The organism is Pannonibacter phragmitetus (genome assembly GCF_050510895.1).
Taxonomy (GTDB): Bacteria; Pseudomonadota; Alphaproteobacteria; order Rhizobiales; family Stappiaceae; genus Pannonibacter; species Pannonibacter phragmitetus_B.
The window spans coordinates 923922-946699 of the sequence record NZ_JBNINT010000001.1; the positions used below are offsets into that span (position 1 = coordinate 923922).

Sequence of the window (22778 nt, forward strand, 5' to 3'; positions counted from 1 at the left end):
GGCCGATGGTCCGGGGATTTTTGTTTGGGGGCTGCTACTGTGGATCCTGGGCTGGACCGCCAGCCTCCGCTTCCACGATCCCAACATGTGCCCCTGCTGCGGCTCCTGCGATCTGCGCAGGTGTGGGGGCGGGCAGGAGGTGGCCGTCAGCATCGGCAACGCGCACGGTGACTTCCCGGTGGGCGAAGCGGATGCCGTTTTTCTCGAACAGGTCCTGCAGCCCGGCATAGATCACCTTGCGCAGCTCGAACTGCTTGCCGGGGCGGGAGGTGAACTTGACGCGGGCGATCATGGCCGAGTCTTCCATAGAGAGAATGCCCTGGGACTTCAGTGGATCAAGAAACATCGGTCCGTAGTAAGGATCATTCAGCAGCTCCTGACCAAACTTCTTGATGATCTTGCGCATCTTCTCGGTGTCCGTGTCATAGGTGACGCGGAAGGCGAGCTTCATGATCGCCCAGTCACGCGAGAAGTTCTGCACGTGCTTGATCTCGCCGAAGGGCACGGTGGTCAGCGCGCCCCGGTGGTGGCGCAGCTGCATGGAGCGGATCGAGATCTTTTCCACTGTGCCCTTGGCGCTGCCGATGTCGATGTACTCGCCTTTGCGGAAGGCGTCGTCGATCAGATAGAAGGCGCCGGAGAATATGTCCCGGATCAGGGTCTGCGCGCCGAAGCCGATGGCAAGGCCGACGACACCGGCACCGGCGAATAGCGGGGCAATGTCGATGCCGATCTGCGACAGGATCAGCATGCCGGAAATGACCACGATGGTGATCAGCAGGAAGTTGCGGAAGATCGGCAGCAGCGTGGAGAGGCGGCTGTCACCGCTGCCGCCGATTTCGGTTTCTGCCGCTTCATGGCCCGCCGGGTCAAGCCGCTGCATGTCGCGCCGGATGGTCTGGGCGACCGCGATCTCGACGGATTGATAGGCCATGTATCCAAGGAAGGTAACAATCGAGATTTCGATCAGGTTGCCTAGAATGGACGAGTCGTCCGTGATCGAGATCCCCCAGGTGCGCAGCAGCATCCATGCGGAGAAGACGAGCGTGAGAATGCCCGCGCCATGGTCGAAGAGGTCGCGGTACGGGGCACGGCCAGCCTCTGCTTCCAAGGCCTCTGCTTCTGCCTGAGAGGCATTGGAAGCTGCATCCGGTGCCTCGCCTGCTGCCATCTCGGCGCGGGCTAGATCCTGCATGAGGTTTGCTCTTGCCCGGCGTGTGTCGAGACGCGGCAGCAGCCGCTCGATGAGAAGCAGCAGCAGCCCGTGCAGCATCAATGCTGTCACGAGCGCGATGACAGGGGCGCCGACAAGGCCCGAGGAAAAAGGCTGGTCAAGCAGGATGCGGATGCTGGAAGCACCGAAGGCGAAGAGAAAATAGATGACGGCCGCCATGTGCCAGACGCGGGCCACAAAATGCAGGGCGGGAGAGATGTGGCCATCCCCACCTGCCGGGCGGGCGCCTTCGATCGCAGCCGCCACGCTCTTGTGCCAGATGATGGCGATCGCAGACAGAATGAGTGTCGAAGCCGCCGCCGAGATGATCAGCGCCAGCTTGTGGCTTTGCTCATCAAGGCCTAGCTTGGCCAGCCAGATCGACAGGGAGATGATCAGGATCGACAAGCCAAGGCCTGCCCGCAGCGCATTGTAGAGGCTTGCCGCAGATGCATCATCAAGTGCCAGCATGCGGTAGGCCGCGCTGTCGGGGGCAAGAATGTTGAACAGAACCAGCCGGATCACGCGCCAGGCCGTATAGGCGAGGAGGCCACTCTGCACAGTAGCGCGGGCGGCGGCCATGTCTTCATGCAGAAGAACCGCTGTCAGCCAGGCCGTAACCAGAAAGACGGCAACCTCCAGCGACATGACAAGGCCACGCCCCAGCAGAAAGGCGATCCGGCCTGCGCGGGTCTCCGGCTCGGGAGCAAAACGGGCGAGATAGACGGCCTTGGCCCAGTGACGGAAGAGCAGCTGAACCGCGATGCCTGCGGTGATGGCCAACGCCAGAACGGCAAGGGCATTTCCGAGCCATGCCAAAGATCCATCCGGCTGCTCGCCGCGCAGTGCCGCTTCAATGGCGCGTGGCAAGTCCGGAGCTGCTGCCACAAGCTCGCGGATGGCCCCACGCAGCCGGAAGCTCTCGTTCATCGTCTCGTTCATGTCCATGGACATGAGGCCTGTGTCTTGTGCGGACGGCGCAGGCTGCGTCTGGGCACTGGCTTGTGCGGCCGTGCAGGCCGCTATGGCCAGAGCAAACAGCAGGCCCTGAAGCAGGCCGACGGCCGTCTTCATGACTGCACTGTACGTCCTCAAGGCATTTGTCCAAGCGGTCATTGCGCGTCCCCATCCCCGGTCAGGCCCATGCTGCTGCCGATCCTAGCGCAAGGAGGGTTTACATCTGCTGTCTGTGGCGCAGCAGATGGCCGCAGCAGCTTGTTTGCTGCGGCCACGCTGGCCTAGCTTGCGGGTTTGGCGGGGGCTTTGGCTCCCGGCACCCATTGCAGATTGGCCGGCCAGCTGTAGACGGTCTGCCCTTCGTTCCAGCTGCCCGTTGCGTTGAGGCAGCTTCCGGCGGAGATCTGTCCGTTCTTCACCCAGATATAAGCGCCAGGGCCTGCCCCGGTGAATTGCATCTGCGTCCAGTCTGTCAGGTCTGGCAGGAAGCCGCCAAAGGCTCCGCCCGGGCTCCCATCTGTGTTGGGTGAGGCTTCGTAGACCCAGTTGCCGATCCTGATCGGCCCCAGTGCGCCGCTGCCTGCACCGATGCCGAATTGATAGGTGCCGGAGGAGGGCTGGTTGCTGCCACCCCCGGGTTTTCGGAATAGCCATAGGCCATGCTGTCGGCAAGAAGGGAGAGGGTCACCGGCTGGGTGGGGTCTGCCTGAATGAGCACTTTCAGATTGCTGTCCGCATAGGGAAAACCATAGGAGTTGGTGCCATTGTGGATGGCCTGCGCATAGAGGTTGCCATTGCCTCCGGCAAATGGCGTCTGGCCTGGAAACTGGCTGGAATTATTCGGCCCGGCAGTGGTCAGATATCCTTCGTTGAAGCCGATCATCACGTTGCGGAACACAGAATTGCTGATGATCTGTGAGGCCGGCTGGCCAGACGGATCGTTCGTTGCCGTGCGGTTCTGCGGCACAACGCGGCCATTGAAGATGATGGTTCCGCCATCACAGCGGTAGATGATCGAACTGCTGAGATTGATGGCCGTCAGCTCGAATGTGTCGCCCTGGTCACCCTTCAGCGAGAGGATCACGCCCGTCTTCGGATCGGCGGCCTGGAAGGTGCCGGTAAAGGTCTCGGGAGAGCCTCCTGGCGGGGTGTCGGAGACAATCGTAACGGGGGCGCTGGCCTGGATGAGGCTGTTGACGTAAGAGTTCAGGTCTGGATAGGCCGAAGGCATGACGGTCGGCCCGATCACCATTTGCTGGCCGGAGACGGTTGTGACTATCGCGGCCTGGCCTGCTTTGGTCAAAACCGAATTCTGCATGGTGTTTATGAGCGTGGGAGTCATCGGACTCTTGTAGCCAAGAGAGAAACTGCTGCCCCCGGCCTCCGTGCCCGCGATGCTGAGCGGCAGGCCGAGCAGATCCACATTCGACATGTTGATCCAGAGATTGTCTCCCGCCGTGAGGCAGCTGAACTCGATCCAGCCATAATAGATGCCGCCGGTTGGCGTGGGCGGATTGGGAAATTGCCCCAGCCCCGCATAGAGCCTGCCGGAGTTGATGGTGGTGAAGCTGATTGTGGCGTTGGTGATCTGCGATAGCGGCGTAACCGTGCCAAGCGTAATGCCGCTGAGGCCGGTCACGCCCGTGCCGGTCAGGAGGATGTAGACGTCCTCGTCTGCTGCTGCTGGCGCACCGCGCAGGTTGACGAGGTTCAGGGTGACGCTGCTGGTGCTCATTCAGATCTCCTTGGAGTGGCCATTCCTCCTCCGGCAGGACGCAGGGCAGCCATGAATGTGCGCCTCCTGCGTGCAATTTGCGTGATACTCACTTCACGCCAATTCATTGGCCGCCGCCACATGCCTGCGCTAAGTATCCAAGCTTGGGGCTAGGACGGAAATGCCGGGAGGCTAGGTGGTATGAGTGTTGAGGCAAGTGAGGCAGGGCAGGCAGACGGGCTGGCGCAGCTGCAGCGGGTGCCTGCGCGCAAGATCCCGGGCAAGACCGCCGAAGTGCTGCGGACGGGGAAGAAGTCAGACTTTGCGACCGTCCCCTGCGAAGCTCTGGATCTGACCTTTGACGGCATCGAGGGAGACCGGCACGGCGGGCGCACCCGGCGCTCGGGTGGGCGGGAGCCCTGGTATCCGCGTGGTACGGTGATGGCAAACGAGCGTCAGCTCTCCATCCTGTCGGCGGAGGAGCTGGCTTTGATAGCGTCACGCATGGAGCTGGACGCGCTGCCTGCTGGCTGGATCGGCGGAAATGTGGTGACGCAAGGCATTCCCAGCCTCAGCCTTCTGCCACCGCGCACGCGGCTCGTGTTCGAGAGCGGGGCGGTGCTGCGGGTGGATGGCTACAACCCACCCTGCCGGGCGGCTGGCCGGAAGATTGCGGAGAACGTGCCGGGCCGCGAAGGGCTTGATTTGCTGTTCCCGAAGACCGCGCAATATCTGCGCGGTCTTGTTGCCTTCGTCGAACTGCCTGGACGTATCCTGCCCGGCGACGCGATCACGGCGCATCTGCCGGAGCATTGGATCTATCCTGGCTGATAAGGGGAAGAGGGTGCCAACACACAATGAGCTCAACTCATTGAGTGTTGGCCAAGCCCGCGCTGCGCATGAGCAACTTCAAGGCGTGATGCGCCAGCATCTCAGAGCCTTGGTCTTATTGCCCCTTCTCCAGATGCTCGAAGCGCAGGCCGATGGCACTGCCTTCCGGGAAGCCTTCCCAGTAGGTGTGGTCTGCGTTGGGCTTGCCCTCCGCATTCATCGACCACACGCCATCTTCGGCGTAGGGCAGGAGCTTGAGGTACTTGCCCTCGTCCGTCTTGCTCTTGAGGTTGATGTTCAGGAAAGCTGTGGTGAAGTGCTGGAGGATATTGTTCATCCGCACGCTGTCCCAGACCGGATCGGCATAATGCTGGAACGGCGGAAAGCCGATGGCTTCGCTGAAGGCGTAGCTTTCTGCCGGGGCAGGCATGGGGGCCGCTGCATTGTGGCCGGCGTTGACGAAGGTCAGCAGGTATCGGTCCGCGCCCTTTGCTTCCTGCCAGATCTTGCGGATGCCGTCGCTGTAGCCGGAAATATCATCCTGATTGCCGCCCACGATCAGGGCCGGAACGCGGAGGCCTGCAAGGCCTTCGGCGTTCATCGCATTTGATTTGCGCGCCCAGGGGCCAATGGAGACGATGGCCTTCAGGCGCGGATCGACCAGCGCTTCATGGCTTTCACTACCTGCCAGGTGGCGCTCAAGAAACGCACCCTTGCCATTTGCCCAGCCGGCTTCCAGCGCAAAATCGGAAAGACCTGCGCCACCGGAAATCAGCGTGCCATATCCGCCCATGGAGTAGCCGATTAGGCCGGTTCTTTCCGTGGAGAGCAGGCCTTCGAACGGGCCGCCGGAGGTTTTGGCAAGCTCATCCATGGCGTTGAGAACAAACATCTGGTCCACGGGCCGGTTGACCAGCGTCGAGATGAAGGCGGCCTTGTTGTCATAGGTGGACTCAGTGTGGTCGACCGACGCGACAACATAACCCTTGCTGGCCAGGTTCTCCGCCAAATGACTCATGAGAAACCGGTTGCCAGGATAGCCGTGGGAAATGATGACCAGCGGGTAGGGGCGCCGCTGCGGTCTTGTTCCGCGCTGCGTGACGAGCGGCCATGAAGTTCGATCATGGTGCTGCCATCGCGCATCATGGCATTGAGCGGGGTGGGCTCTGCAGTGGCCGCTCCCGGGTAGAACAGCTCCACTGTGAGCGGGCGGTCATAGCGCACAGGCTCCTTGCCTGGCTCCGAGTTGAGCACATCGATCTGGCCCGGATTGGTCAGCTCGATCGTTGTCACGCCGACGCCGTAGCTGCCATAGGCTGCCCGCACCGGCGCATCGGGACGGATGGTATCTATTCTGTTTTCGGCCATTGCAGTTCCAGGGGGACAGCGAGGGAAAGAAGCAGCGGGGCCGCTGCTAGCAAGTGCCTGATTTTCATGATGACCTCGAAGGAAATGCAAGCGTGAAAGTGTTCCGGATGCAACTTGTGCCGGGATAGTGCGGCGTCAATGTGCCGGTCCTGTGGCAACGAAAAGGCCGGGCCACGGGGACCCGGCCTTCTCAGCCATAACGTGTGGTCTTGGCTGTCAGGCTGCGCGGACACCGCTGAGGAAGCTCTCCACTTCGGTGCGAAGCGCCAGCGCATCGCGTGTCACCGCTGCTGCAGCCTGCTCCACGCTCGATGCCGCACCGCGGGTTTCGCTGGCCGCATGTGAGACTTCGAGAATGTTGTCCGTCACGTCCTGCGTGCCGCGCGAGGCTTGCTCGACGTTGCGGGCGATTTCGCTGGTGGCTGCACCTTGTTCCTCGACGGAGGCCGAGATGGCGGCCGCAATATGGTTCATTTCTTCCACCGTCTTGCCGATGGATTGAACCGCGTCCACTGCCACCCGCGTTTCCGACTGGATGGCCGAAATCTGGGAGGTGATCTCCTCGGTTGCCTTGGAGGTCTGCGAGGCGAGTTCCTTCACCTCGGCGGCCACCACGGCAAATCCCCGGCCCGCTTCGCCCGCCCGCGCCGCTTCGATAGTGGCGTTGAGAGCAAGGAGATTGGTCTGCTCGGCGATGGCGCGGATGAGGTCCACCACTTCGCCGATCTTGTTGGCCGCATTGGCAAGGCCCTGGATCTGGCCGTCCGTGCGCCGGGCTTCATCCACCGCCTGCATGGCGATCTGCGAGGAGCGGGAAACCTGCGACGCAATTTCGGAGATGGAAGAGCTCAGCTCTTCCGTGGCGGAGGCAACCGTCTGCACATTGGCGGCAGCCTGCTGCGCAGCCGAAGCAACGGCAGACGAGCTGGAGTTGGTGCCTTCGGCAATACGGGCCATATTCTGGGCGCTGCCCTCCATGCCGGAAGCGGACTGGGTGACGGCCTGCAACAGCGCAGCAGCGCTCGCGTCAAAGTTTCGGGTGAGCTCCTCAATATGCAGGGCGCGCGTCTCGCGCTGGGCCTGCTCTGCGGCCTGAGACTGGGCCAGATCACGGGCGCGGATCATCGTGTTCCGGAAGATTTCCGTGGCTTCCGCCATATGGCCGATCTCATCCTTGCGGCCAGTGCCGGGGATGGTGACGGTCATGTTGCCGTCTGCAAGCTGACGCGTGACGCTTGTGATGGCCTCCAGCGGGCGGGTGATGCTGTTGGAAAGCATGAATGTGCCTGCGGCAATCACAAGGATCAGCGGCACCATCCACGTCAGCATCGTGAAGAGTTCCGAATAGAAGGCGGCGCTGATGTCGTCGATATAGAGCGCTGACGTGATGGCCCACTGCCACGGGTCATAGTTCATGGTGTAGGCAAGCTTGGGGGATGCCTCCGTCTCATTCAGGCGCGGGAACAGGAATTCGGAGAAACCACCGCCTTTGCGCCCTGCTTCGATCTCGCCCTGAACGAAGAGATTGCCTGAAGGGTCCTTGGAGTTCCACAGGTTCTTGCCTTCGACCGATGCGCTCGGATGTGCCAGAATGAGGCCCTGATTGGCCGGGCTGGCATCAATGGCGAGGAAATAGTCGTTGCCGTTGAAGCGCATGCTGCGCAGAACGGCCTTTGCATTGGCCTGCGCGGCCTCAAGCGGCAGGCCAGACGCCTTCGCTTCCTCTGCAATGGCCTTCACGACACTCTGTGCCGTCTCAACCTGTGAACGGATAAGATCGCGCCGCTCTTCCAGCATCGTGCTGCGCAGTGAAAAAATCTGTATTAGCCCCGTCAGCAAAACGGCACTGAGTGCCATCAGTGACAGAACGAGCATTTTTTGCTTGATCGTCATTCTTTCGCCCCTCGCATGAAAGTGTTTTGGATCAAAACATCAGAATCTTTACATGAAATTAATCGGATAAGTTGTTTGTCTCTGGTGTGTTGTTATATAAAAATCGAAAAGTACGTAAGGTTATTTTCTGTTTGTTTTGAACTTTTGTAGATTTGCGTAGTGAAGAGCATGACGTTTGTGTTAAGGCTTTTTATTTGTATGCAAATGAAAAGATCAGCGTCAGTCCAGTTTGCGCGTCTCGCCACGATCTGGCCGGAGGGACATCCCTGTGTCTGAAACAATACGGATGATGGCTGTTTCTGTGGCGGGATCTCTTGAATGACTGCTTGCTGACCGGGTTTTGCGCAAGTTATTCCCATGCTCTCTGACGTGCCGAAGCGCTGGCTCGCCGTGAAGAATCCCTGTTAGATCGGCTTCTGGAATGCGCCAGCAGGCACGCAGGAATGTCCGGATGCTGCCAGTGCGGCGGAAACGAGAAACAGAGGGGACCGGTTTGCTTCCAATCCATCACATGATTTCCGGCGGGCCGCGTCCCGTCGCGCCATTCTCCCATGCGGTCGAGGCTGATGGCTGGGTATTCATCACCGGGCAGATGCCCACTGATCCGGCTGCCCCGGATGCGCCGCTGCCGGAGGGGATTGCCGCGCAGACGGCTCGGGTTATGGAGAACCTCAAGCTGGTGCTTGCAGGCATCGGGCTCGGACTGGAGAACGTGACCATGGCCCGCGTCTATCTGACGGACTTCCACCGCGATTATGCGCAGATGAATGAAACCTACAGCAGCTACTTCGCACCGGGAAAGCTTCCCGCCCGCACTTGCGTCGGGGTGACCGGTCTTGCCGTTCATGCGCTTGTGGAGATTGATCTCGTCGCGCGGCGTCCGTGAAGCGCCGGTTCTCTGGCTCTTGATATGAGGCGGGGCTAGTCCCCGTCCTCCTCCGTCACGCGCAGGCCAGCCCCCAGTCTGCGAGACATTCATTGATGTCATCCAGCACGAAATGCCGTGCAGAGTCCCGGTCATAGCCTTCGGCAAGAAGCGCGTCGTACTCAGTGGCTGTGTGGCGGATATGGGATGTCAGGGCCTGCTGCAAGGCAATGGAGGGCGGCAGGTGGCGCAGGTGCCCGGCGAGAGCGCCGGACAGAACAGCTTGTGCATCAAAAAAGGGAATGCGCGGAGCGAGCTGGCGGAGGGACTTGCGCATCTCCTTCTGCCGGCGCGTGCCTCCTGTTGCTGGCACTACAAGGCCGATTTCATCCGGCACCTGCCGTGTCCCCCATCTGTTCAGTTCACAGGCATGAAAGCGACGCCTCTAACTGCGGCGTGTTGATGATAGTCCTGACGCTCCAGCCATGCTGCCACGTCTTTTGCGGGCATCGGGCGGGCAATAAGATAACCTTGAATGTAACGGCATCCAAGGCTCTCCAGCCTTGCGCGCTGGGCATCTGTCTCGATGCCTTCAACCACGCAATCCAGCGACATGGAGCGGCACAGGGCGATGACCGAGGAGACAATCCCGGTTCCGTTCGGGTCATCGATCCCCGACACGAAACTCTTGTCGATCTTCACCCGGTCGATCGGCAGACGGTGAAGGTAGCCAAGGCTCGAGTATCCTGTGCCGAAATCGTCGAGCGCCAGACGTGCACCTGTCTGGCGCAGCAGCCGCATGGATTGTTCGGCTCCTTCGTAGCTGCGCATGACGGCCGTTTCCGTAATCTCGAACATCAGCCGGCTTGGCTGTATCCGGCTGCGCCCCAGCAGGGTGAGCAAGGTGAGCACCGTTTCCTTGCTCGTGATGTCATGCGCTGACAGATTGAAGGACAGGGAGAGATGCGCCGGCAATTGGCTCATCGCTGCAAGAGCCTTGGCAAAAAGCGAGATGGTGAGGCGGCGCATCAGGCCGGAGCGCTCTGCCTGCGGAATGAACTGATCCGGCGGGACCTGCCCGAGAATAGGGCTGTTCCAGCGGGCGAGTGCTTCAAAGCCGCTAATGCTGCCTTGCCGGAGGTCAAGAATGGGCTGCAGGAAGACCTCGAATTCCTCCTCCAGATCAGCGCCTTGCAGGGCGCTCTCGATTGCGCGGTCGGAGCGAATTTGCCTTTCATGCTCCACGGAATAAAGCGTCGCCTGACCTCGCCGTCCGGTTTTGGAGTTGTAAAGGGCATAGTCGGAACGGTCGAACAGCTCGTGGACCGTGCGCCCGGCGTCCGGAAAGACTGCCAGGCCGCAGGAGCAGCCAATCCGGATGAATATCCCCTCGATCTCGTATGGGGTGGCAATGATGTCGCAGATCGATTGGCCAAGCGCCTCCAGATCCTTGTCAGGCGCTTCGATTATGATGCCGAACTCGTCACCGCCCAGGCGGCTGATCTGAAGGCGTGTGCTGCTGCTGGTCAGCCCCTTCAGCCTGTCACCTGCTTCTGCCAGCAACAAATCCCCAAAATGGTGGCCGTAGGTGTCATTGACCGGCTTGAACCGGTCAAGATCAAGGACGCCGACAGCAAAGCTGGTGTTGGCTGTGGAGGCCTCCTGGATGCGTTTTTGCAAGGCGGAGAAGAAATGGCGGCGGTTTGGCAGGCCAGTGAGCACATCCGTATGGGCAAGGATGGCGTTTTCCTCACTCAGCCGTTCGGTCTCCTGCTGCTTCAGTGCGAGGGCCTGTTGAGACTGAATGACCTTGGTGAAAGCCTTGTGGCCATTGAACAGCACCTGAATCAGAACGAGGCTGACGAGGAAAATGTTCATCGAAATGGCATGAAAGACCGTAAGCTCCAGATGCGCGTAATAGGCAATATAGGGGCCAGTGACCAACACCATGACAAGCAGGGCAGCCTGAGGCAGGTTCATCAGGCAGAAGATGCAGCCGACCACAGTGATCGCGATGAAGAGCGCGACATGCCCGCGCTCCAGCGGTCCACCGTAGCTGTCGAGAGCCAGCGACCAGGCGACATAGGCAAGCGCCAGCACGCCGCTCAGGAAAAGCGTCTTGCGCAGCTGATAAAGTGCTTCTTCCGCAGATACCGCTTCCGCCGGCCGGCGCAGCCAGGAGATTGCCCTGACAGTGCAGATGAGGAAAAGCGGCAGGAGCAGCCAGATAGTCAGGTAGTCCGGCGCCAGGCCATAGTGAGTAAAAGAGACAGCACCCGCATTGACCATCAGCAAGGCATAGAGCAACGGAACCTGCCGGCGCAGTTCTCTGAACTGCGCCTGAAGGATTTCCGGTTTTTGCCCGGACAAAGTCATCCAGTTCATAAAGCGGTGCATCATCTTCACTTTGGGCACCCTCCTTTTTCAGAGAGTATGATGCCAAAGTGATAACTTGCATTTAATGCGAACTAGCGTTTTTTGAAACTCTGCCGCAAAGGCATGTTCATATTTAAGGCCTTTATCCCGTTGGGTTTTTGGAAGGGCCTTGGGATATTCTCATCGCTGCAGAAAGATATGCAGGCTTCGCTTCTGTATTTCTCTTTCTTGCTGCAGCCGTTCTTGGACATTCTGCGGCAGCGGGATGTCGTCAAGGAGCTCTGGGGGCAAATCAAGCAATTGGAGAGTACTGTCGCGCCTGCCTGTAGGGCGCCTGAGGCACGCTGCAACGAAAGCGGCAAGTGTGACGGCATGTTGACGGGCTCTGCTGAAAACCATGATGGCCTCCTATAAAGAAAGTTTTTCTTTCTAAATCGGATTTCGGAATATGGAAAGTGAAATCTTTCTATATGTCCGGTCCCGTGTTATGTTCTGTGCATGTCAGACAGAACCCGTACCCGTATTCTCAATGCCCTGAAGGCTGGTGGTCCGCAGACAGCGGCGGAACTGGCCGCTTCGCTCTCCGTCACGCCTGTTGCCGTGCGTCAGCACCTGGATGGGCTGCTGCAGGAGGAGCAGGTTGACTTTGAGGACATGAAGGGGGCCGTGGGCCGTCCACGCCGTGTATGGACGCTGAGCGCTGCAGGTCACGCCCGTTTCCCGGACAATCATTCGGCCCTTATCCTGTCGCTTCTTTCGGGCCTGCGCGAGCTTCACGGCGCACAGGGTGTGGATGATCTGATTGCTTTCCGCGAGAAAGAGATGCTGGCGAGCTACGAGAGCGCGCTGTCTGGTGCTTCGGCTCTGTCCGACCGTTTGTCCCGTCTTGCGGACCTTCGTAACCGGGAAGGATACATGGCTGAAGTCGAGCGGGAGGCTGACGGGAGCTGGCTTTTTATCGAAAACCATTGCTCCATCTGCGCGGCGGCGTCCGTTTGTCAGGGGCTTTGCCGGTCAGAGCTGTCGCTTTTTGCAAGTGTGTTGGGGCCGCAGGCCGAAATTGAACGCTGCGAGCATCTGCTGTCTGGCGGACGGCGTTGTGTCTACCGCATTCGGGAGCGGGTTGCTGCCTGAGGGCGTGTCCTAGCCATCTTCCAGCGGCGTTGCTGCGACGCCCAATCCGCTCAATGTCATCGCAAGCGTGTCGCGCAGGATCTCGAAGTCCTTGCGGCGCGGAGACGTCCTGCGCCAGGCAAGGCCGACCATGCGGGCAGGCTGCGGATCTTGAAAACGCAGCAGGGCAACCCGGTCGTCACGGACCTCCACATCCGCGCAAATTTCGGGAAGCAGCGTCACGCCATATCCAGCGGCGACCATCTGCATCACTGTGGCCAGGCTGGTCGCGCCCAAAGAGGACCGGCGGCCTGAGGTGACGATCTGACAGTAGTTGAGCGCCTGGTCGCGCAGGCAATGCCCCTCCTCAAGCAGAAGCAGTTCCTCCTGGCGGATCTCGTCAATGCCGATCCGCCGCCGCTCGTCGAGTTCGGGTGTGTTGTGTACCGCCAGAAGAAAGCGGTCTTCGAAAAGGGGCAGGGTGGTCAGCTCCGGCTGGCCGAGTGGCAGCGCGGCAATGATGGCGTCGAGTTCTCCTGCCATCAGTTCCTGTACCAGCACGTCCGTAAGGGTTTCGCGCAGCGTCAGCCGCAGGTCCGGGTGGCCACTTTGCAGCTTGGGCAAAACACGGGGCAGAAGATAAGGCGCAATCGACGGGATGATGCCAAGGCGTAGCGGACCGGTGAGTGGCTGTCCACGGTGGCGTGCGTAATCCATCAGATCACGCACATCGGCGAGGATACGCCGCCCGCGCCTTACCACCTCCTCTCCCTCCTGCGTAAGCCGGGCAAGGCCAGAGCGCCGCTCAACCAGCATGACGCCCAGGCTTTCCTCCAGTTCCTTGATCTGCATGGAGAGGGCGGGCTGTGTGACGGCCACGGCCTCCGCTGCCTTGCGGAAATGGAGGTGGGTGGCAAGGGCGTCGAGATAGCGAAGCTGGCGGAGTGAGATCATGTGATCAGTTTATCTTATTCCGCAGCCGAATCAATCCTATTAGACCTTATCATTACCCTCCGGCATGATCGCCAGGTGAGTAGTTTCCAGCTACTGGTGCCAGACTGGGCGGTCCTGTGGACCGCCCTTTTTTATATCTGGTTCAAAAATTACGCTACGTAATATTACTTTGAGACGCAGTTCCGCAAGCTTCGCACAAGCTTCAGGCACGGGGATCTTGCCTGTGGTACGGGTTCCCTCCAAAGCAAACTCTTGAACTAACAATAAAAATCGATTTGACTAAAATTTTAAACGATAGTTGGTAAAACAAATTTAGAGAATACGTTTTGCCGTTACTCTTATCTTCAAGAATCGCTATTAGGGTGCTGGGGTGTCCTCGAATGTGGGTTGAGAGATGACAGAAGCGTTGCAGACGGAGCTTGTGAACTTTGGCGGACTATCGTCCGAAGCCAGCGCAGACCGGAAGGCGGAACTCGCCCGTCACGTTGCCGTCCTTTTCTCCCTGACTTCGGACAAATGCTCAGACGAACAGGTCGGCATATATGATGCAGTCCTGTTGCGGCTGGTAAACATGGTGGAAGTGGAAGTCCGGCGCTTTGTGGCCGAGCGGCTTGCTGAATTGCGCCGGGGGCCGGAGCGTACGATCCGCCAGCTGGCGGGTGATGAGATTGAAGTCGCCGAAGCTCTTTTGCGCCGCTCCACAGTGCTCAAGGATCCTGAACTCGCCGGGATTGCCGATGTCAACAGCAATGCCCACCGCCTTGCCATCGCCCAGCGTGAAGTTCTGTCCGAGGAAGTCACAGACGTTCTGGTCCGCCGTGGCGACATTCGCGTCAAGCGCCGTGTGGCCTCCAACCCAGGTGCAGCGTTCTCGCTGGAGGGCTTCGAGGGGCTGCTGGATGCCGCCGCCGAGGACCATGCCCTGCAGCTTGCGCTGAGCGAGCGCCGCGATCTTGCTGACGCGCATATCGCCCGGCTGGTGGAGGTGGCAACCGAATCTGTCCGCCAGAAACTGGTGATCGCTGGTGCGCTCGCTGATGCAGAGCAACTGCCGCAGGCAGCCCGCATTGCCGAGCAGCGCATGTCGAATGATTACTGGCTGAGCCGTTACGACTTTGAAGCGGCGCGCACGCGGGTGCTGAGCCTCATGCGTGACGGGCGCCTCAGCGAGAGCAGCCTGCGCTGGCTGGCGGCAGACGACCGGTTCGCCGAAGCGGTGGTGGCATTCGCCTCCCTGACCAAGGTCAGCCTGACCGAGGCCAGCAACTGGATGGTCCGTCTTGATGTGGAGCCTTTCCTCATTGTTGCCAAGGCTAATAATCTGTCGTCACTGACGGTGGCGACCTTGCTGAAGGTCGGCCCCTGGCGTCACCGGCTCACGGTGCAGGCCCGCGCCCAGGCGCTGGCGCGTTTTGATGCCATGCGGGTTGACGACGCCCGTCAGCGTTTCGCCCAGCGCGATGGGCTTTCCGCTGACTGAATTTCGACAGCGCCTCACGCTGATCTGGCCCGGCTCGAAAGAGATCCGGGCCTTTTTCTGGGATCTGGCGGTTAACGCAAGGCCTGAACGGGTGTGTGATCTGTGCCTGGATCCAGCGGTGTGCAGGGCGGAATTGCGAGTCGCCAGAGTCACTTGGCCGGGGTGGCTGATGCTCTGAATACGGTCCTTCACCTTCCCGCTCACATGAAGCCTTTCTTCACCTTGTGCCGGAACATGAGGCGCCTCAGGGCTTGCACGTAGGCTTGGCGTGGTATAAAGATATCTTTATATCAAGAAACGCCAATTGTGGCGGAGCGGTGTGGACGGCATGAGCGGCGATCAGCATCTTTCCATCGATGACCTGTTGTCGGGCCTGCGGGCGGCTGGTGAGCCGAGCCGTTTGCGGCTGCTGGCGCTGCTCGCTCGCAGCGAACTGACGGTGAAAGATGCAACGGCAATCCTCGGTCAGAGCCAGCCGCGCATCTCCCGGCACCTGAAGCTGTTGGCAGAGGCCGGTCTTGTACGCCGCTATCCGGAAGGCTCCTGGGTGTTTTACCGGCTGGCGGAGGATGCCGCCGGGGATCTTGCTCGTGATCTCGTGGACCGGCTTATGCCAACAGACGACGTGCTGGAGGCCGATGCCGCCCGCTTTGATGGTCTGCGCAAGGCCAAGGCAGAGGAGGCGGCTGCCTACTTCGCGGCCAAGGCACAGGTGTGGGATCAGGAGCGTTCGCTGCACGTGGCCGAGCGTGAGGTGGAAGCCGCCATGCTTCGCGCCCTTGGCAACAAACCCTTCCAGTCGTTCCTGGATCTTGGCACCGGCACCGGCCGTCTCCTCGAGCTGTTTGCCCCGCTGTACACCACGGCGCTTGGCGTCGATGCCTCGCATGACATGCTGGCCGTAGCCCGTGCCAATCTGGCCGGGCAGGGGCTGACTCAGGCGCAGGTGCGCCATGGCGACATCTATGCGCTCAATGTGCCGCCTGCGTCCTTTGACGTGGTGGCGGTGCATCAGGTTCTGCATTTCCTCGACGATCCGGCCCGCGCCCTTGCTGAGGCTGCCCGCGCGCTGCGCCCCGGCGGGCGGCTGATGATTGTCGATTTTGCCCCGCATGAGCTTGAGTTCCTGCGCGAGGAGCACGCTCACCGCCGCTTGGGCTTCTCCCGCGAGCAGATGGGCCGCTGGCTTCAGGGGCTTGGACTTGACGTGGAAGACGTCACCGATCTTGTGCCTGCCGCCGCAGGCAATCATTCAGCACTGACTGTCACCCTGTGGCTGGCGCGCGACCCGAGGGTCGTGACGGACCTGCCACTGGCTGATCTAACCCGCGAGGTTGCGTAATATGTCCACTTCCTCCGACGCCCGCCGTTCGCGCGGCAGCGAGAGCGCTCCGGTCAAGGTGTCCTTCGAGTTCTTCCCGCCGAAGACAGACAAGATGGAAGCGACCCTGTGGGCCACCATCCAGCGCCTTGAGACGCTGTCGCCGTCCTTCGTGTCGGTGACCTATGGCGCGGGCGGCTCCACCCGTGAGCGGACCCACCGTACGGTCGAACGCATCCTTAAGGAAACGCCGATGCTGCCGGCTGCCCATCTCACCTGCGTCGGCGCCTCGCGCGCAGATGTGGATGCGGTTGTGCAGGACTACTGGGACCTTGGCGTGCGCCATATCGTGGCTCTGCGCGGTGATCCGCAGGAGGGCATCGGTACGGCCTATGCGCCGCGTGAGGACGGCTATGCCTATGCCAGCGATCTGGTGGCGGGGATCAAGGCCATTGGCGATTTCGAGATTTCCGTTTCCGGCTATCCGGAACGTCATCCCGAGAGCGCGGACTGGCAGGTCGAGATCGACAATCTGAAGCGCAAGATCGACGCTGGCGCGAGCCGCGTCATTACCCAGTATTTCTTCGACAACAACCTGTTCGAAGCCTATCTGGAGCGTATCGCCAAGGCCGGTCTGTCCATTCCTGTGGTGCCGGGCATCCTGCCGATCCTGAACTTCGATCAGGTGGTGAAGTTCTCGTCTGGGTGCGGCACCTCCATTCCCGAATGGCTTTCCCGCCGCTTTGCCGGCCTTGATGATGATGCCGAAACCCGCAAGCTGGTCGGTGCGGCTGTTGCTTATGAGCAGGTGATGGATCTCGTCGACCGCGGCATCAGCGACTTCCACTTCTACACCATGAACCGCGCTGAACTGACCTTCGCCCTTTGCCACATGCTGGGGCTGGGGCAGGGCGAGACCGCGCGTCAGGTGGCGTGAGGGTTGGGCCGGACCGGAACCGGAAGGGCATCTAAGAAACACATCCGGCGCGGAGCTTCAGGCCTGCGCCGGGCAGAAATGATCTTCAGGTCCGCGTGGCGGACCTTTTGTGTGACAGGAACCGGATCACATCCATGCTGAAGAAGTCTGACGTTTTCGACCGCCTCCACGCTGCCGCCGCCAAGCGCATTCTTGTGCTGGATGGCGCCATGGGTACGGAGATCCAGACGCTGAAGCTGGATGAGGAGGCTTTCCGGGGCAGCCGCTTTGCCGATTGGCCGCAGGACCTCAAGGGCAACAACGATCTTCTGAGCCTGACGCGCCCGGATGATATCCGCGCCATCCACGTGGCCTATCTTGAGGCCGGGGCGGACATCGTTGAAACCAACACTTTCTCCTCCACCACCATCGCCCAGGCCGACTACGGCATGGAGGCGCTGGCCTATGAGCTGAATTTCGAGAGCGCCCGCCTTGCCCGCGAGGCCTGCGCGCTGGTGACCGCCAAGGATCCGGCGCGTCCGCGCTTTGTTGCCGGTGCCATCGGCCCGACCAACCGTACGGCTTCCATCTCGCCGGATGTGAACAATCCCGGCTACCGCGCCGTGAGCTTCGATGATCTGCGCAAGGCCTATGCTGAGGCTGCACGCGGTCTGATCGACGGCGGCGCAGACATCATGCTGGTCGAGACCATCTTCGACACGCTCAATGCCAAGGCCGCGCTCTTTGCCATTGACGAGGTGTTCGAGGAAAAGGGTTTCCGCCTGCCGGTGATGATCTCCGGCACGATCACCGACCTTTCCGGCCGTACCCTGTCGGGCCAGACGGCGGAAGCCTTCTGGTATTCTGTCCGGCATTCACAGCCCTTCTCCATCGGCCTCAACTGTGCGCTGGGTGCCAAGGAGATGCGCGCCCATGTGGCTGATCTTGCCCGTATTTCCGATACGCTGGTCTGCGCCTATCCGAATGCGGGCCTGCCCAATGAATTCGGCGAATATGACGAGAGCCCGGAGCATATGGCGGGGCTCGTGGGTGAATTTGCGGCTTCTGGTCTCGTCAACATCGTCGGCGGCTGCTGCGGCACGACGCCGGCCCACATCCGCGCCATTGCTGAAGCCGTGGCCGACAAGGCGCCGCGCGTGCTGCCCGATGTGCCGCGCCTGATGCGTCTGTCCGGGCTTGAGCCCTTCGTGCTGACGCCTGAAATCAACTTCGTCAACGTGGGCGAGCGAACCAACGTTACCGGCTCCGCCCGCTTCCGCAAGCTGGTGAAGGAAGGCAACTATTCGGCTGCGCTGGATGTGGCCCGCCAGCAGGTCGAAAGCGGCGCGCAGATCATCGACGTGAACATGGACGAGGGGCTTCTGGATTCGGAAGCTGCCATGGTCACATTCCTGAACCTCATTGCTGCCGAGCCGGATATTGCCCGTGTTCCAGTCATGATCGACAGCTCCAAGTGGAGCGTGATCGAGGCGGGCCTCAAGTGCGTGCAGGGCAAGCCTATCGTCAATTCCATCTCGCTGAAGGAAGGCGAGGAGGCGTTCCTGGCGCAGGCCAAGCTCGTGCGCCGTTATGGCGCGGCCGTGGTGGTGATGGCCTTTGACGAGAAGGGGCAGGCCGACACCTTCGAGCGCAAGACCGAGATTTGTACCCGCTCCTACAAGGTGTTGACGGAAAAGGCCGGTTTTGCGCCGGAAGACATCATCTTCGATCCGAACATCTTCGCGGTGGCTACCGGCATCGAGGAGCACAACAATTACGGCGTCGATTTCATCGAGGCGACGGGCTGGATCCGGCAGAACCTGCCCCACGCCCATGTGTCGGGCGGCGTGTCGAACCTCTCCTTCTCCTTCCGCGGCAACGAGGGCGTGCGCGAGGCGATGCACTCGGTGTTCCTCTACCACGCCATCAAGCGTGGCATGGACATGGGTATCGTCAACGCTGGTCAGCTCGCCATCTACGACGACCTCGACAAGGAGCTGCGTGACCTGTGCGAGGACGTGGTGCTCAACCGCTCGCCCGAAGCGACCGACCGCATGCTGGAAGCGGCCGAGCGCTGGAAAGGCGAGGGCGGCAAGAAGAAGGAAGCCGATCTCAGCTGGCGCGAATGGCCTGTGGCCAAGCGGCTGGAGCATGCGCTCGTCAACGGCATCGACGATTACGTGGTTGAGGATACCGAAGCTGCCCGTCAGACCGTGGAGCGTCCGCTGCACGTGATCGAAGGCCCGCTGATGGACGGCATGAACGTGGTGGGAGACCTCTTTGGCGCGGGCAAGATGTTCCTGCCGCAGGTGGTGAAGTCTGCCCGCGTGATGAAGAAGGCCGTGGCCTATCTGATGCCCTTCATGGAAGAGGAAAAGCGCCTCTCCGGCCTTGAGGGCTCGTCCTCTGCGGGCAAGATCCTGATGGCGACGGTGAAGGGCGATGTGCATGACATCGGCAAGAACATCGTAGGCGTCGTGCTTCAGTGCAACAATTTCGAGGTGATCGACCTCGGCGTCATGGTGCCGGCCACGAAGATCCTGGAGACGGCCAAGGCGGAGAAGGTGGATATCATCGGCCTGTCCGGCCTCATCACCCCGTCCCTCGACGAAATGTGCCATGTCGCCGCTGAACTGGAGCGCGAGGGGCTGGATGTGCCGCTGCTGATCGGCGGGGCAACCACCAGCCGCATCCATACGGCGGTGAAGATCCATCCGAACTATGCCCGTGGACAGGCCATCTACGTGACCGATGCCGGCCGTGCGGTGGGTGTTGCCTCGCGCCTCATGAGCGAGGGACAGCGTGAGCCCTACTATGCAGAAATCCGCAAGGAATATGTGGAGATCGCAGAAGCGCATGCCAATGCACGCGGCTCTGGCGCGCGCGTGTCCATTGCTGATGCCCGCGCCAATGCCTTCACCTGCGACTTCACCCGCAAGCCGCAGGCACCGCGCAAGCTAGGCATCACCCGCTTCGAGAACTTCCCGCTGGAAGAGCTTGTGCCGGTAATTGACTGGACGCCCTTCTTCTCCACCTGGGAGATCAAGGGCCGCTATCCGGCCGTGCTGACGGACAACCGGTATGGTCCAGCTGCCAAGGCGCTTTATGATGACGCCCGGCGTATGCTGGACGAGATCGTCGAAAAGAAGCTGCTGACGGCAAGGGGCGTTGCCGGACTTTGGCCTGCGCAGGCACGCGGCGATGACATCCTGCTCTTTGGCAGCGAAGACCGCAGCAGCCCGATTGCCACCTTCTACACTCTGCGCCAGCAGATGGCCCGCACGGCAGGCGGACGGGCGAATGTGGCCCTGTCCGATTTCGTGGCACCGGAAGGCTCCGGCATCGCCGACTGGGTGGGCGGCTTTGCCGTCACCACCGGTCACGGCGAAGATGAACTTGCTGCCCGCTATGCCAAGGCAGGGGATGACTACAACAAGATCCTCAGCCAGGCGCTGGCCGACCGTCTTGCGGAAGCTTTTGCCGAGAAGCTGCACCAGATCGTCCGCAAGGACCTGTGGGGCTATGCGGCGGATGAGACCCTCAGCAATGAGGAGCTGATCGAGGAGAAATATCAGGGTATCCGCCCGGCACCGGGCTATCCGGCCCAGCCGGACCACACCGAAAAGCGCACCCTGTTTGATCTGCTCGGCGCGGAAGAGGCGACCGGCATCACGCTGACGGAAAGCTATGCCATGTGGCCTGGCTCGTCGGTTTCAGGCCTCTATTTCAGCCATCCGGACAGTCACTACTTCGGCGTCGGCAAGATCGAGCGCGATCAGGTGGAGGACTACGCGCAGCGCAAGGGCTGGGATCTCGCCTACGCCGAGCGCTGGCTCGCGCCGATCCTCAACTACGACCGCCGCCGCCGCACGGCGGCGGAGTGAGGCGCAGGACTTGAGAGGCAGGCGGCACCGCTCTGCTGCCTGCCTCTCGCGGGGTTTCAGCGGCCGCTGGACGACTCGCCCACGGCGATAAAGGAAAAGCTGCGATTTCCGGCTGCGCCATTCGATGCGCCGGTGATCGCGGTTGCGCTGGCGGCCGTGAGGTAGGGGAAGACCACATTGTCGAGCGAGCTCTCGGCCATGTTGCCGTACATGACCTGTGAGCCGGTGATGGCTGGCACGCCTGCGAAGTTGCCGTTGAACGAGATCTGGTAGATCCCCGGACCTTCATTGATGACGTCGAATTCGTAGCTCCCGGCGCCACCGCTGCCGGATGCGATGCTGCCGTTGGCGTTCACAACGCCCCAGATGATGTTCATGAAATGACTCCTTGTCAGAGGATGACTGGCAAAGACTGGGACGCAACGGGGAGACAGGTGTGAAAACAGCTGTTCGAGGGGAGGAAACGCTGCCATCGGATTTGTGCGGGCATGGGGCTGCCTTGATGCGCAATGGTCAGCGTTTAATCGCCTTTAGATAACGTGTTTTCCGGATGGCACGAACACACTGTTCACTTACGGTGACCTAGTTCTCCGGGAGATGCGGGTTTATCTGTACCGCTACGAACAACCGGCACTTCACCTCCAAGGAGAGCTTTCATGTCCAAGACCATTCTCAAGATTGATGCCTCTGCCCGCAAGGCAGGCTCCGCGACCCGTGATCTCACCGAAAAGCTGGTGAACGGCCTTGCTGCCAAGATCGCTGGCGCCCAGACCGTGACCCGTGACGTTGCCGCCGGCTTCCCGCTGCTCGACGAAGAGTGGATCGGTGCCAACTTCACCGACCCGGCAGCCCGCACCGATGAGCAGAAGGCGAAACTCGCCCTGTCCGACAGCCTCGTTGCCGAACTCAAGGCCGCTGACGTGATCGTCATCGCAGCTCCGGTCTACAACTTCGCTATTCCGGCAGCACTGAAGTCCTGGATCGATCTGGTGACCCGCGCTCGCGAAACCTTCCAGTACACCGAAGCCGGTCCGGAAGGTCTGCTGAAGGGCAAGAAGGCCTATATCGTCGCGGCATCTGGCGGTACGCCGGTCGGCTCTTCCTATGACTATGCCACCACGTACCTGCGCCACATGTTCGGCTTCCTCGGCATCACCGATGTGGAAGTCGTTGCAGCCGACAAGCTGGCGATGGACGCAGAAGGCAGCATCAAGGCTGCGAACGAGGCCATCGACGCTCTCATCGCCAAGGCTGCCTGAGTTCAGGCAAAGCTTGGCTCAAGGCAGAGTTATGAATTCCGCAGCCGCCCGAAAGGGCGGCTGTTCCGTTTTAGGGCCGTGCCTGGGGTCTGCGGAGAACGCCCATTCCTGACAGACCCCTCAGATTGGCAGTTGCCCATGCCGTTGCGGGGGCTGGTCAATTTGAGGGGGCACGCGCCAGCATCGCGCGATCTGAAATAAAACGCCCGCCGGACGATCATCCTGCGGGCGCTCCAACTGGATCCCTGGTATGTCTGGCTGCGCAATTCCTGCGCGGCTACCGGTTTTCCGGCCTGCCAGATTTTTATCTGATGCCTATTTCCACCCAGCCAGCATCAGATCTGCAGTCCTCCAAGTTTCCTACAGCGCACCAATCACGATGGCGCCGAGAAAGACGAAAGCTGCACAGACTGCTATCACGTCAAGATTGCGGACAATCGACATTGTTTTGCCTCCCGATGTCCTTTCCTGCACGTTCATCAATGTAGGCAAGGCTGGCGCCTGCGCAAAGCAGAAAATGTGCTGCACTGCAAAAGCCGTTGCGTAAACTTTCTACTTCAAAGGAGTAAGGCTTTGATTTTTTGTGTGAATGTCAGTCCTTGTCTGACAAGGGCTGGATGCTGAAGCCTCCTTC

17 protein-coding genes are annotated in these 22778 nt (G+C 60.7%); 8 read left to right on the forward strand and 9 right to left on the reverse strand.

What is annotated here, in order from left to right:
* Window positions 1-34: 34 nt before the first annotated feature.
* Complete coding sequence (locus ACQB61_RS04360) at window positions 35-2287, reverse strand: mechanosensitive ion channel family protein (RefSeq protein WP_430511645.1); 2253 nt, start codon at window positions 2285-2287, stop codon at window positions 35-37.
* A 355-nt stretch (window positions 2288-2642) separates the two neighbouring features.
* Window positions 2643-3905, reverse strand: coding sequence for a beta-1,3-glucanase family protein (locus ACQB61_RS04365; RefSeq protein ID WP_430511646.1), 1263 nt, complete (start codon window positions 3903-3905; stop codon window positions 2643-2645).
* Between the two features lie 180 nt (window positions 3906-4085).
* Here ACQB61_RS04365 and ACQB61_RS04370 point away from each other — a divergent pair, with 180 nt between their 5' ends.
* On the forward strand, window positions 4086-4715 hold the full coding sequence (locus ACQB61_RS04370; RefSeq protein ID WP_430511647.1) for an MOSC domain-containing protein: 630 nt from the start codon (window positions 4086-4088) through the stop codon (window positions 4713-4715).
* Window positions 4716-4830: 115 nt separating this feature from the next.
* On the opposite strand, the gene ACQB61_RS04375 is transcribed toward ACQB61_RS04370, so the two are convergent.
* The 3 genes from ACQB61_RS04375 to ACQB61_RS04385 all read right to left on the reverse strand — a co-directional run bounded on the left by ACQB61_RS04375 (window position 4831) and on the right by ACQB61_RS04385 (window position 7976).
* The gene (locus ACQB61_RS04375; RefSeq protein ID WP_430514287.1) at window positions 4831-5775 is read right to left on the reverse strand and encodes an alpha/beta hydrolase family protein; all 945 of its coding nucleotides are present in this window, start codon (window positions 5773-5775) and stop codon (window positions 4831-4833) included.
* On the reverse strand, window positions 5730-6083 hold the full coding sequence (locus tag ACQB61_RS04380; protein WP_430511648.1) for a hypothetical protein: 354 nt from the start codon (window positions 6081-6083) through the stop codon (window positions 5730-5732). Before ACQB61_RS04380 ends, ACQB61_RS04375 begins: the two co-directional genes overlap by 46 nt.
* A gap of 216 nt (window positions 6084-6299) precedes the next feature.
* A complete protein-coding gene (locus ACQB61_RS04385; RefSeq protein WP_430511649.1) occupies window positions 6300-7976 on the reverse strand; it encodes a methyl-accepting chemotaxis protein in 1677 nt (558 codons plus the stop codon).
* Window positions 7977-8487: 511 nt separating this feature from the next.
* On the opposite strand from ACQB61_RS04385, the gene ACQB61_RS04390 reads away from it, so the two are divergent.
* Window positions 8488-8862, forward strand: coding sequence for a RidA family protein (locus tag ACQB61_RS04390; protein WP_430514288.1), 375 nt, complete (start codon window positions 8488-8490; stop codon window positions 8860-8862).
* A gap of 55 nt (window positions 8863-8917) precedes the next feature.
* Here ACQB61_RS04390 and ACQB61_RS04395 read toward each other — a convergent pair whose 3' ends face one another.
* Window positions 8918-9178 carry a DUF2293 domain-containing protein gene (locus tag ACQB61_RS04395; RefSeq protein WP_430511650.1) on the reverse strand — a complete coding sequence of 87 codons (261 nt, stop codon included), beginning with the start codon at window positions 9176-9178 and terminating at the stop codon, window positions 8918-8920.
* An 80-nt stretch (window positions 9179-9258) separates the two neighbouring features.
* Window positions 9259-11241: a putative bifunctional diguanylate cyclase/phosphodiesterase gene (locus ACQB61_RS04400; protein WP_430514289.1), complete on the reverse strand. Its 1983-nt coding sequence runs from the start codon at window positions 11239-11241 to the stop codon at window positions 9259-9261.
* Between the two features lie 474 nt (window positions 11242-11715).
* Between ACQB61_RS04400 and ACQB61_RS04405 the strand changes: the two genes are divergently transcribed.
* Complete coding sequence (locus ACQB61_RS04405; protein ID WP_430511651.1) at window positions 11716-12351, forward strand: helix-turn-helix transcriptional regulator; 636 nt, start codon at window positions 11716-11718, stop codon at window positions 12349-12351.
* Window positions 12352-12360: 9 nt separating this feature from the next.
* On the opposite strand, the gene ACQB61_RS04410 is transcribed toward ACQB61_RS04405, so the two are convergent.
* Window positions 12361-13284, reverse strand: coding sequence for a LysR substrate-binding domain-containing protein (locus ACQB61_RS04410; RefSeq protein WP_430511652.1), 924 nt, complete (start codon window positions 13282-13284; stop codon window positions 12361-12363).
* Window positions 13285-13678: 394 nt separating this feature from the next.
* Between ACQB61_RS04410 and ACQB61_RS04415 the strand changes: the two genes are divergently transcribed.
* The 4 genes from ACQB61_RS04415 (at window position 13679) to metH (ending at window position 20885) form a co-directional block, all read left to right on the forward strand.
* Window positions 13679-14764 (forward strand): DUF2336 domain-containing protein, encoded by a 1086-nt coding sequence (locus ACQB61_RS04415; RefSeq protein ID WP_430511653.1) that lies wholly within the window; start codon window positions 13679-13681, stop codon window positions 14762-14764.
* A gap of 328 nt (window positions 14765-15092) precedes the next feature.
* Window positions 15093-16106 (forward strand): ArsR/SmtB family transcription factor, encoded by a 1014-nt coding sequence (locus ACQB61_RS04420; RefSeq protein WP_430511654.1) that lies wholly within the window; start codon window positions 15093-15095, stop codon window positions 16104-16106.
* Between the two features lies 1 nt (window position 16107).
* Window positions 16108-17022, forward strand: coding sequence for a methylenetetrahydrofolate reductase [NAD(P)H] (gene metF / locus ACQB61_RS04425; protein WP_430511655.1), 915 nt, complete (start codon window positions 16108-16110; stop codon window positions 17020-17022).
* Window positions 17023-17156: 134 nt separating this feature from the next.
* The gene (gene metH, locus ACQB61_RS04430; protein ID WP_430511656.1) at window positions 17157-20885 is read left to right on the forward strand and encodes a methionine synthase; all 3729 of its coding nucleotides are present in this window, start codon (window positions 17157-17159) and stop codon (window positions 20883-20885) included.
* 56 nt (window positions 20886-20941) lie between these two features.
* On the opposite strand, the gene ACQB61_RS04435 is transcribed toward metH, so the two are convergent.
* The gene (locus tag ACQB61_RS04435; RefSeq protein ID WP_430511657.1) at window positions 20942-21262 is read right to left on the reverse strand and encodes a hypothetical protein; all 321 of its coding nucleotides are present in this window, start codon (window positions 21260-21262) and stop codon (window positions 20942-20944) included.
* A 279-nt stretch (window positions 21263-21541) separates the two neighbouring features.
* Between ACQB61_RS04435 and ACQB61_RS04440 the strand changes: the two genes are divergently transcribed.
* On the forward strand, window positions 21542-22144 hold the full coding sequence (locus tag ACQB61_RS04440; RefSeq protein WP_430511658.1) for an FMN-dependent NADH-azoreductase: 603 nt from the start codon (window positions 21542-21544) through the stop codon (window positions 22142-22144).
* Window positions 22145-22778 lie beyond the last annotated feature (634 nt).

Excerpts from the sequence above, each read along its gene's own strand:
- ACQB61_RS04360 (WP_430511645.1), bottom strand. The coding sequence starts at position 2,287 with ATGAAGACGGCCGTCGGCCTGCTTCAGGGCCTGCTGTTTGCTCTGGCC.
- ACQB61_RS04365 (WP_430511646.1), bottom strand. The coding sequence starts at position 3,905 with ATGAGCACCAGCAGCGTCACCCTGAACCTCGTCAACCTGCGCGGTGCG.
- ACQB61_RS04370 (WP_430511647.1), top strand. The coding sequence starts at position 4,086 with ATGAGTGTTGAGGCAAGTGAGGCAGGGCAGGCAGACGGGCTGGCGCAG.
- ACQB61_RS04380 (WP_430511648.1), bottom strand. The coding sequence starts at position 6,083 with ATGGCCGAAAACAGAATAGATACCATCCGTCCCGATGCGCCGGTGCGG.
- ACQB61_RS04385 (WP_430511649.1), bottom strand. The coding sequence starts at position 7,976 with ATGACGATCAAGCAAAAAATGCTCGTTCTGTCACTGATGGCACTCAGT.
- ACQB61_RS04390 (WP_430514288.1), top strand. The coding sequence starts at position 8,488 with ATGATTTCCGGCGGGCCGCGTCCCGTCGCGCCATTCTCCCATGCGGTC.
- ACQB61_RS04395 (WP_430511650.1), bottom strand. The coding sequence starts at position 9,178 with ATGCGCAAGTCCCTCCGCCAGCTCGCTCCGCGCATTCCCTTTTTTGAT.
- ACQB61_RS04400 (WP_430514289.1), bottom strand. The coding sequence starts at position 11,241 with ATGATGCACCGCTTTATGAACTGGATGACTTTGTCCGGGCAAAAACCG.
- ACQB61_RS04405 (WP_430511651.1), top strand. The coding sequence starts at position 11,716 with ATGTCAGACAGAACCCGTACCCGTATTCTCAATGCCCTGAAGGCTGGT.
- ACQB61_RS04410 (WP_430511652.1), bottom strand. The coding sequence starts at position 13,284 with ATGATCTCACTCCGCCAGCTTCGCTATCTCGACGCCCTTGCCACCCAC.
- ACQB61_RS04415 (WP_430511653.1), top strand. The coding sequence starts at position 13,679 with ATGACAGAAGCGTTGCAGACGGAGCTTGTGAACTTTGGCGGACTATCG.
- ACQB61_RS04420 (WP_430511654.1), top strand. The coding sequence starts at position 15,093 with ATGAGCGGCGATCAGCATCTTTCCATCGATGACCTGTTGTCGGGCCTG.
- metF (WP_430511655.1), top strand. The coding sequence starts at position 16,108 with ATGTCCACTTCCTCCGACGCCCGCCGTTCGCGCGGCAGCGAGAGCGCT.
- metH (WP_430511656.1), top strand. The coding sequence starts at position 17,157 with ATGCTGAAGAAGTCTGACGTTTTCGACCGCCTCCACGCTGCCGCCGCC.
- ACQB61_RS04435 (WP_430511657.1), bottom strand. The coding sequence starts at position 21,262 with ATGAACATCATCTGGGGCGTTGTGAACGCCAACGGCAGCATCGCATCC.
- ACQB61_RS04440 (WP_430511658.1), top strand. The coding sequence starts at position 21,542 with ATGTCCAAGACCATTCTCAAGATTGATGCCTCTGCCCGCAAGGCAGGC.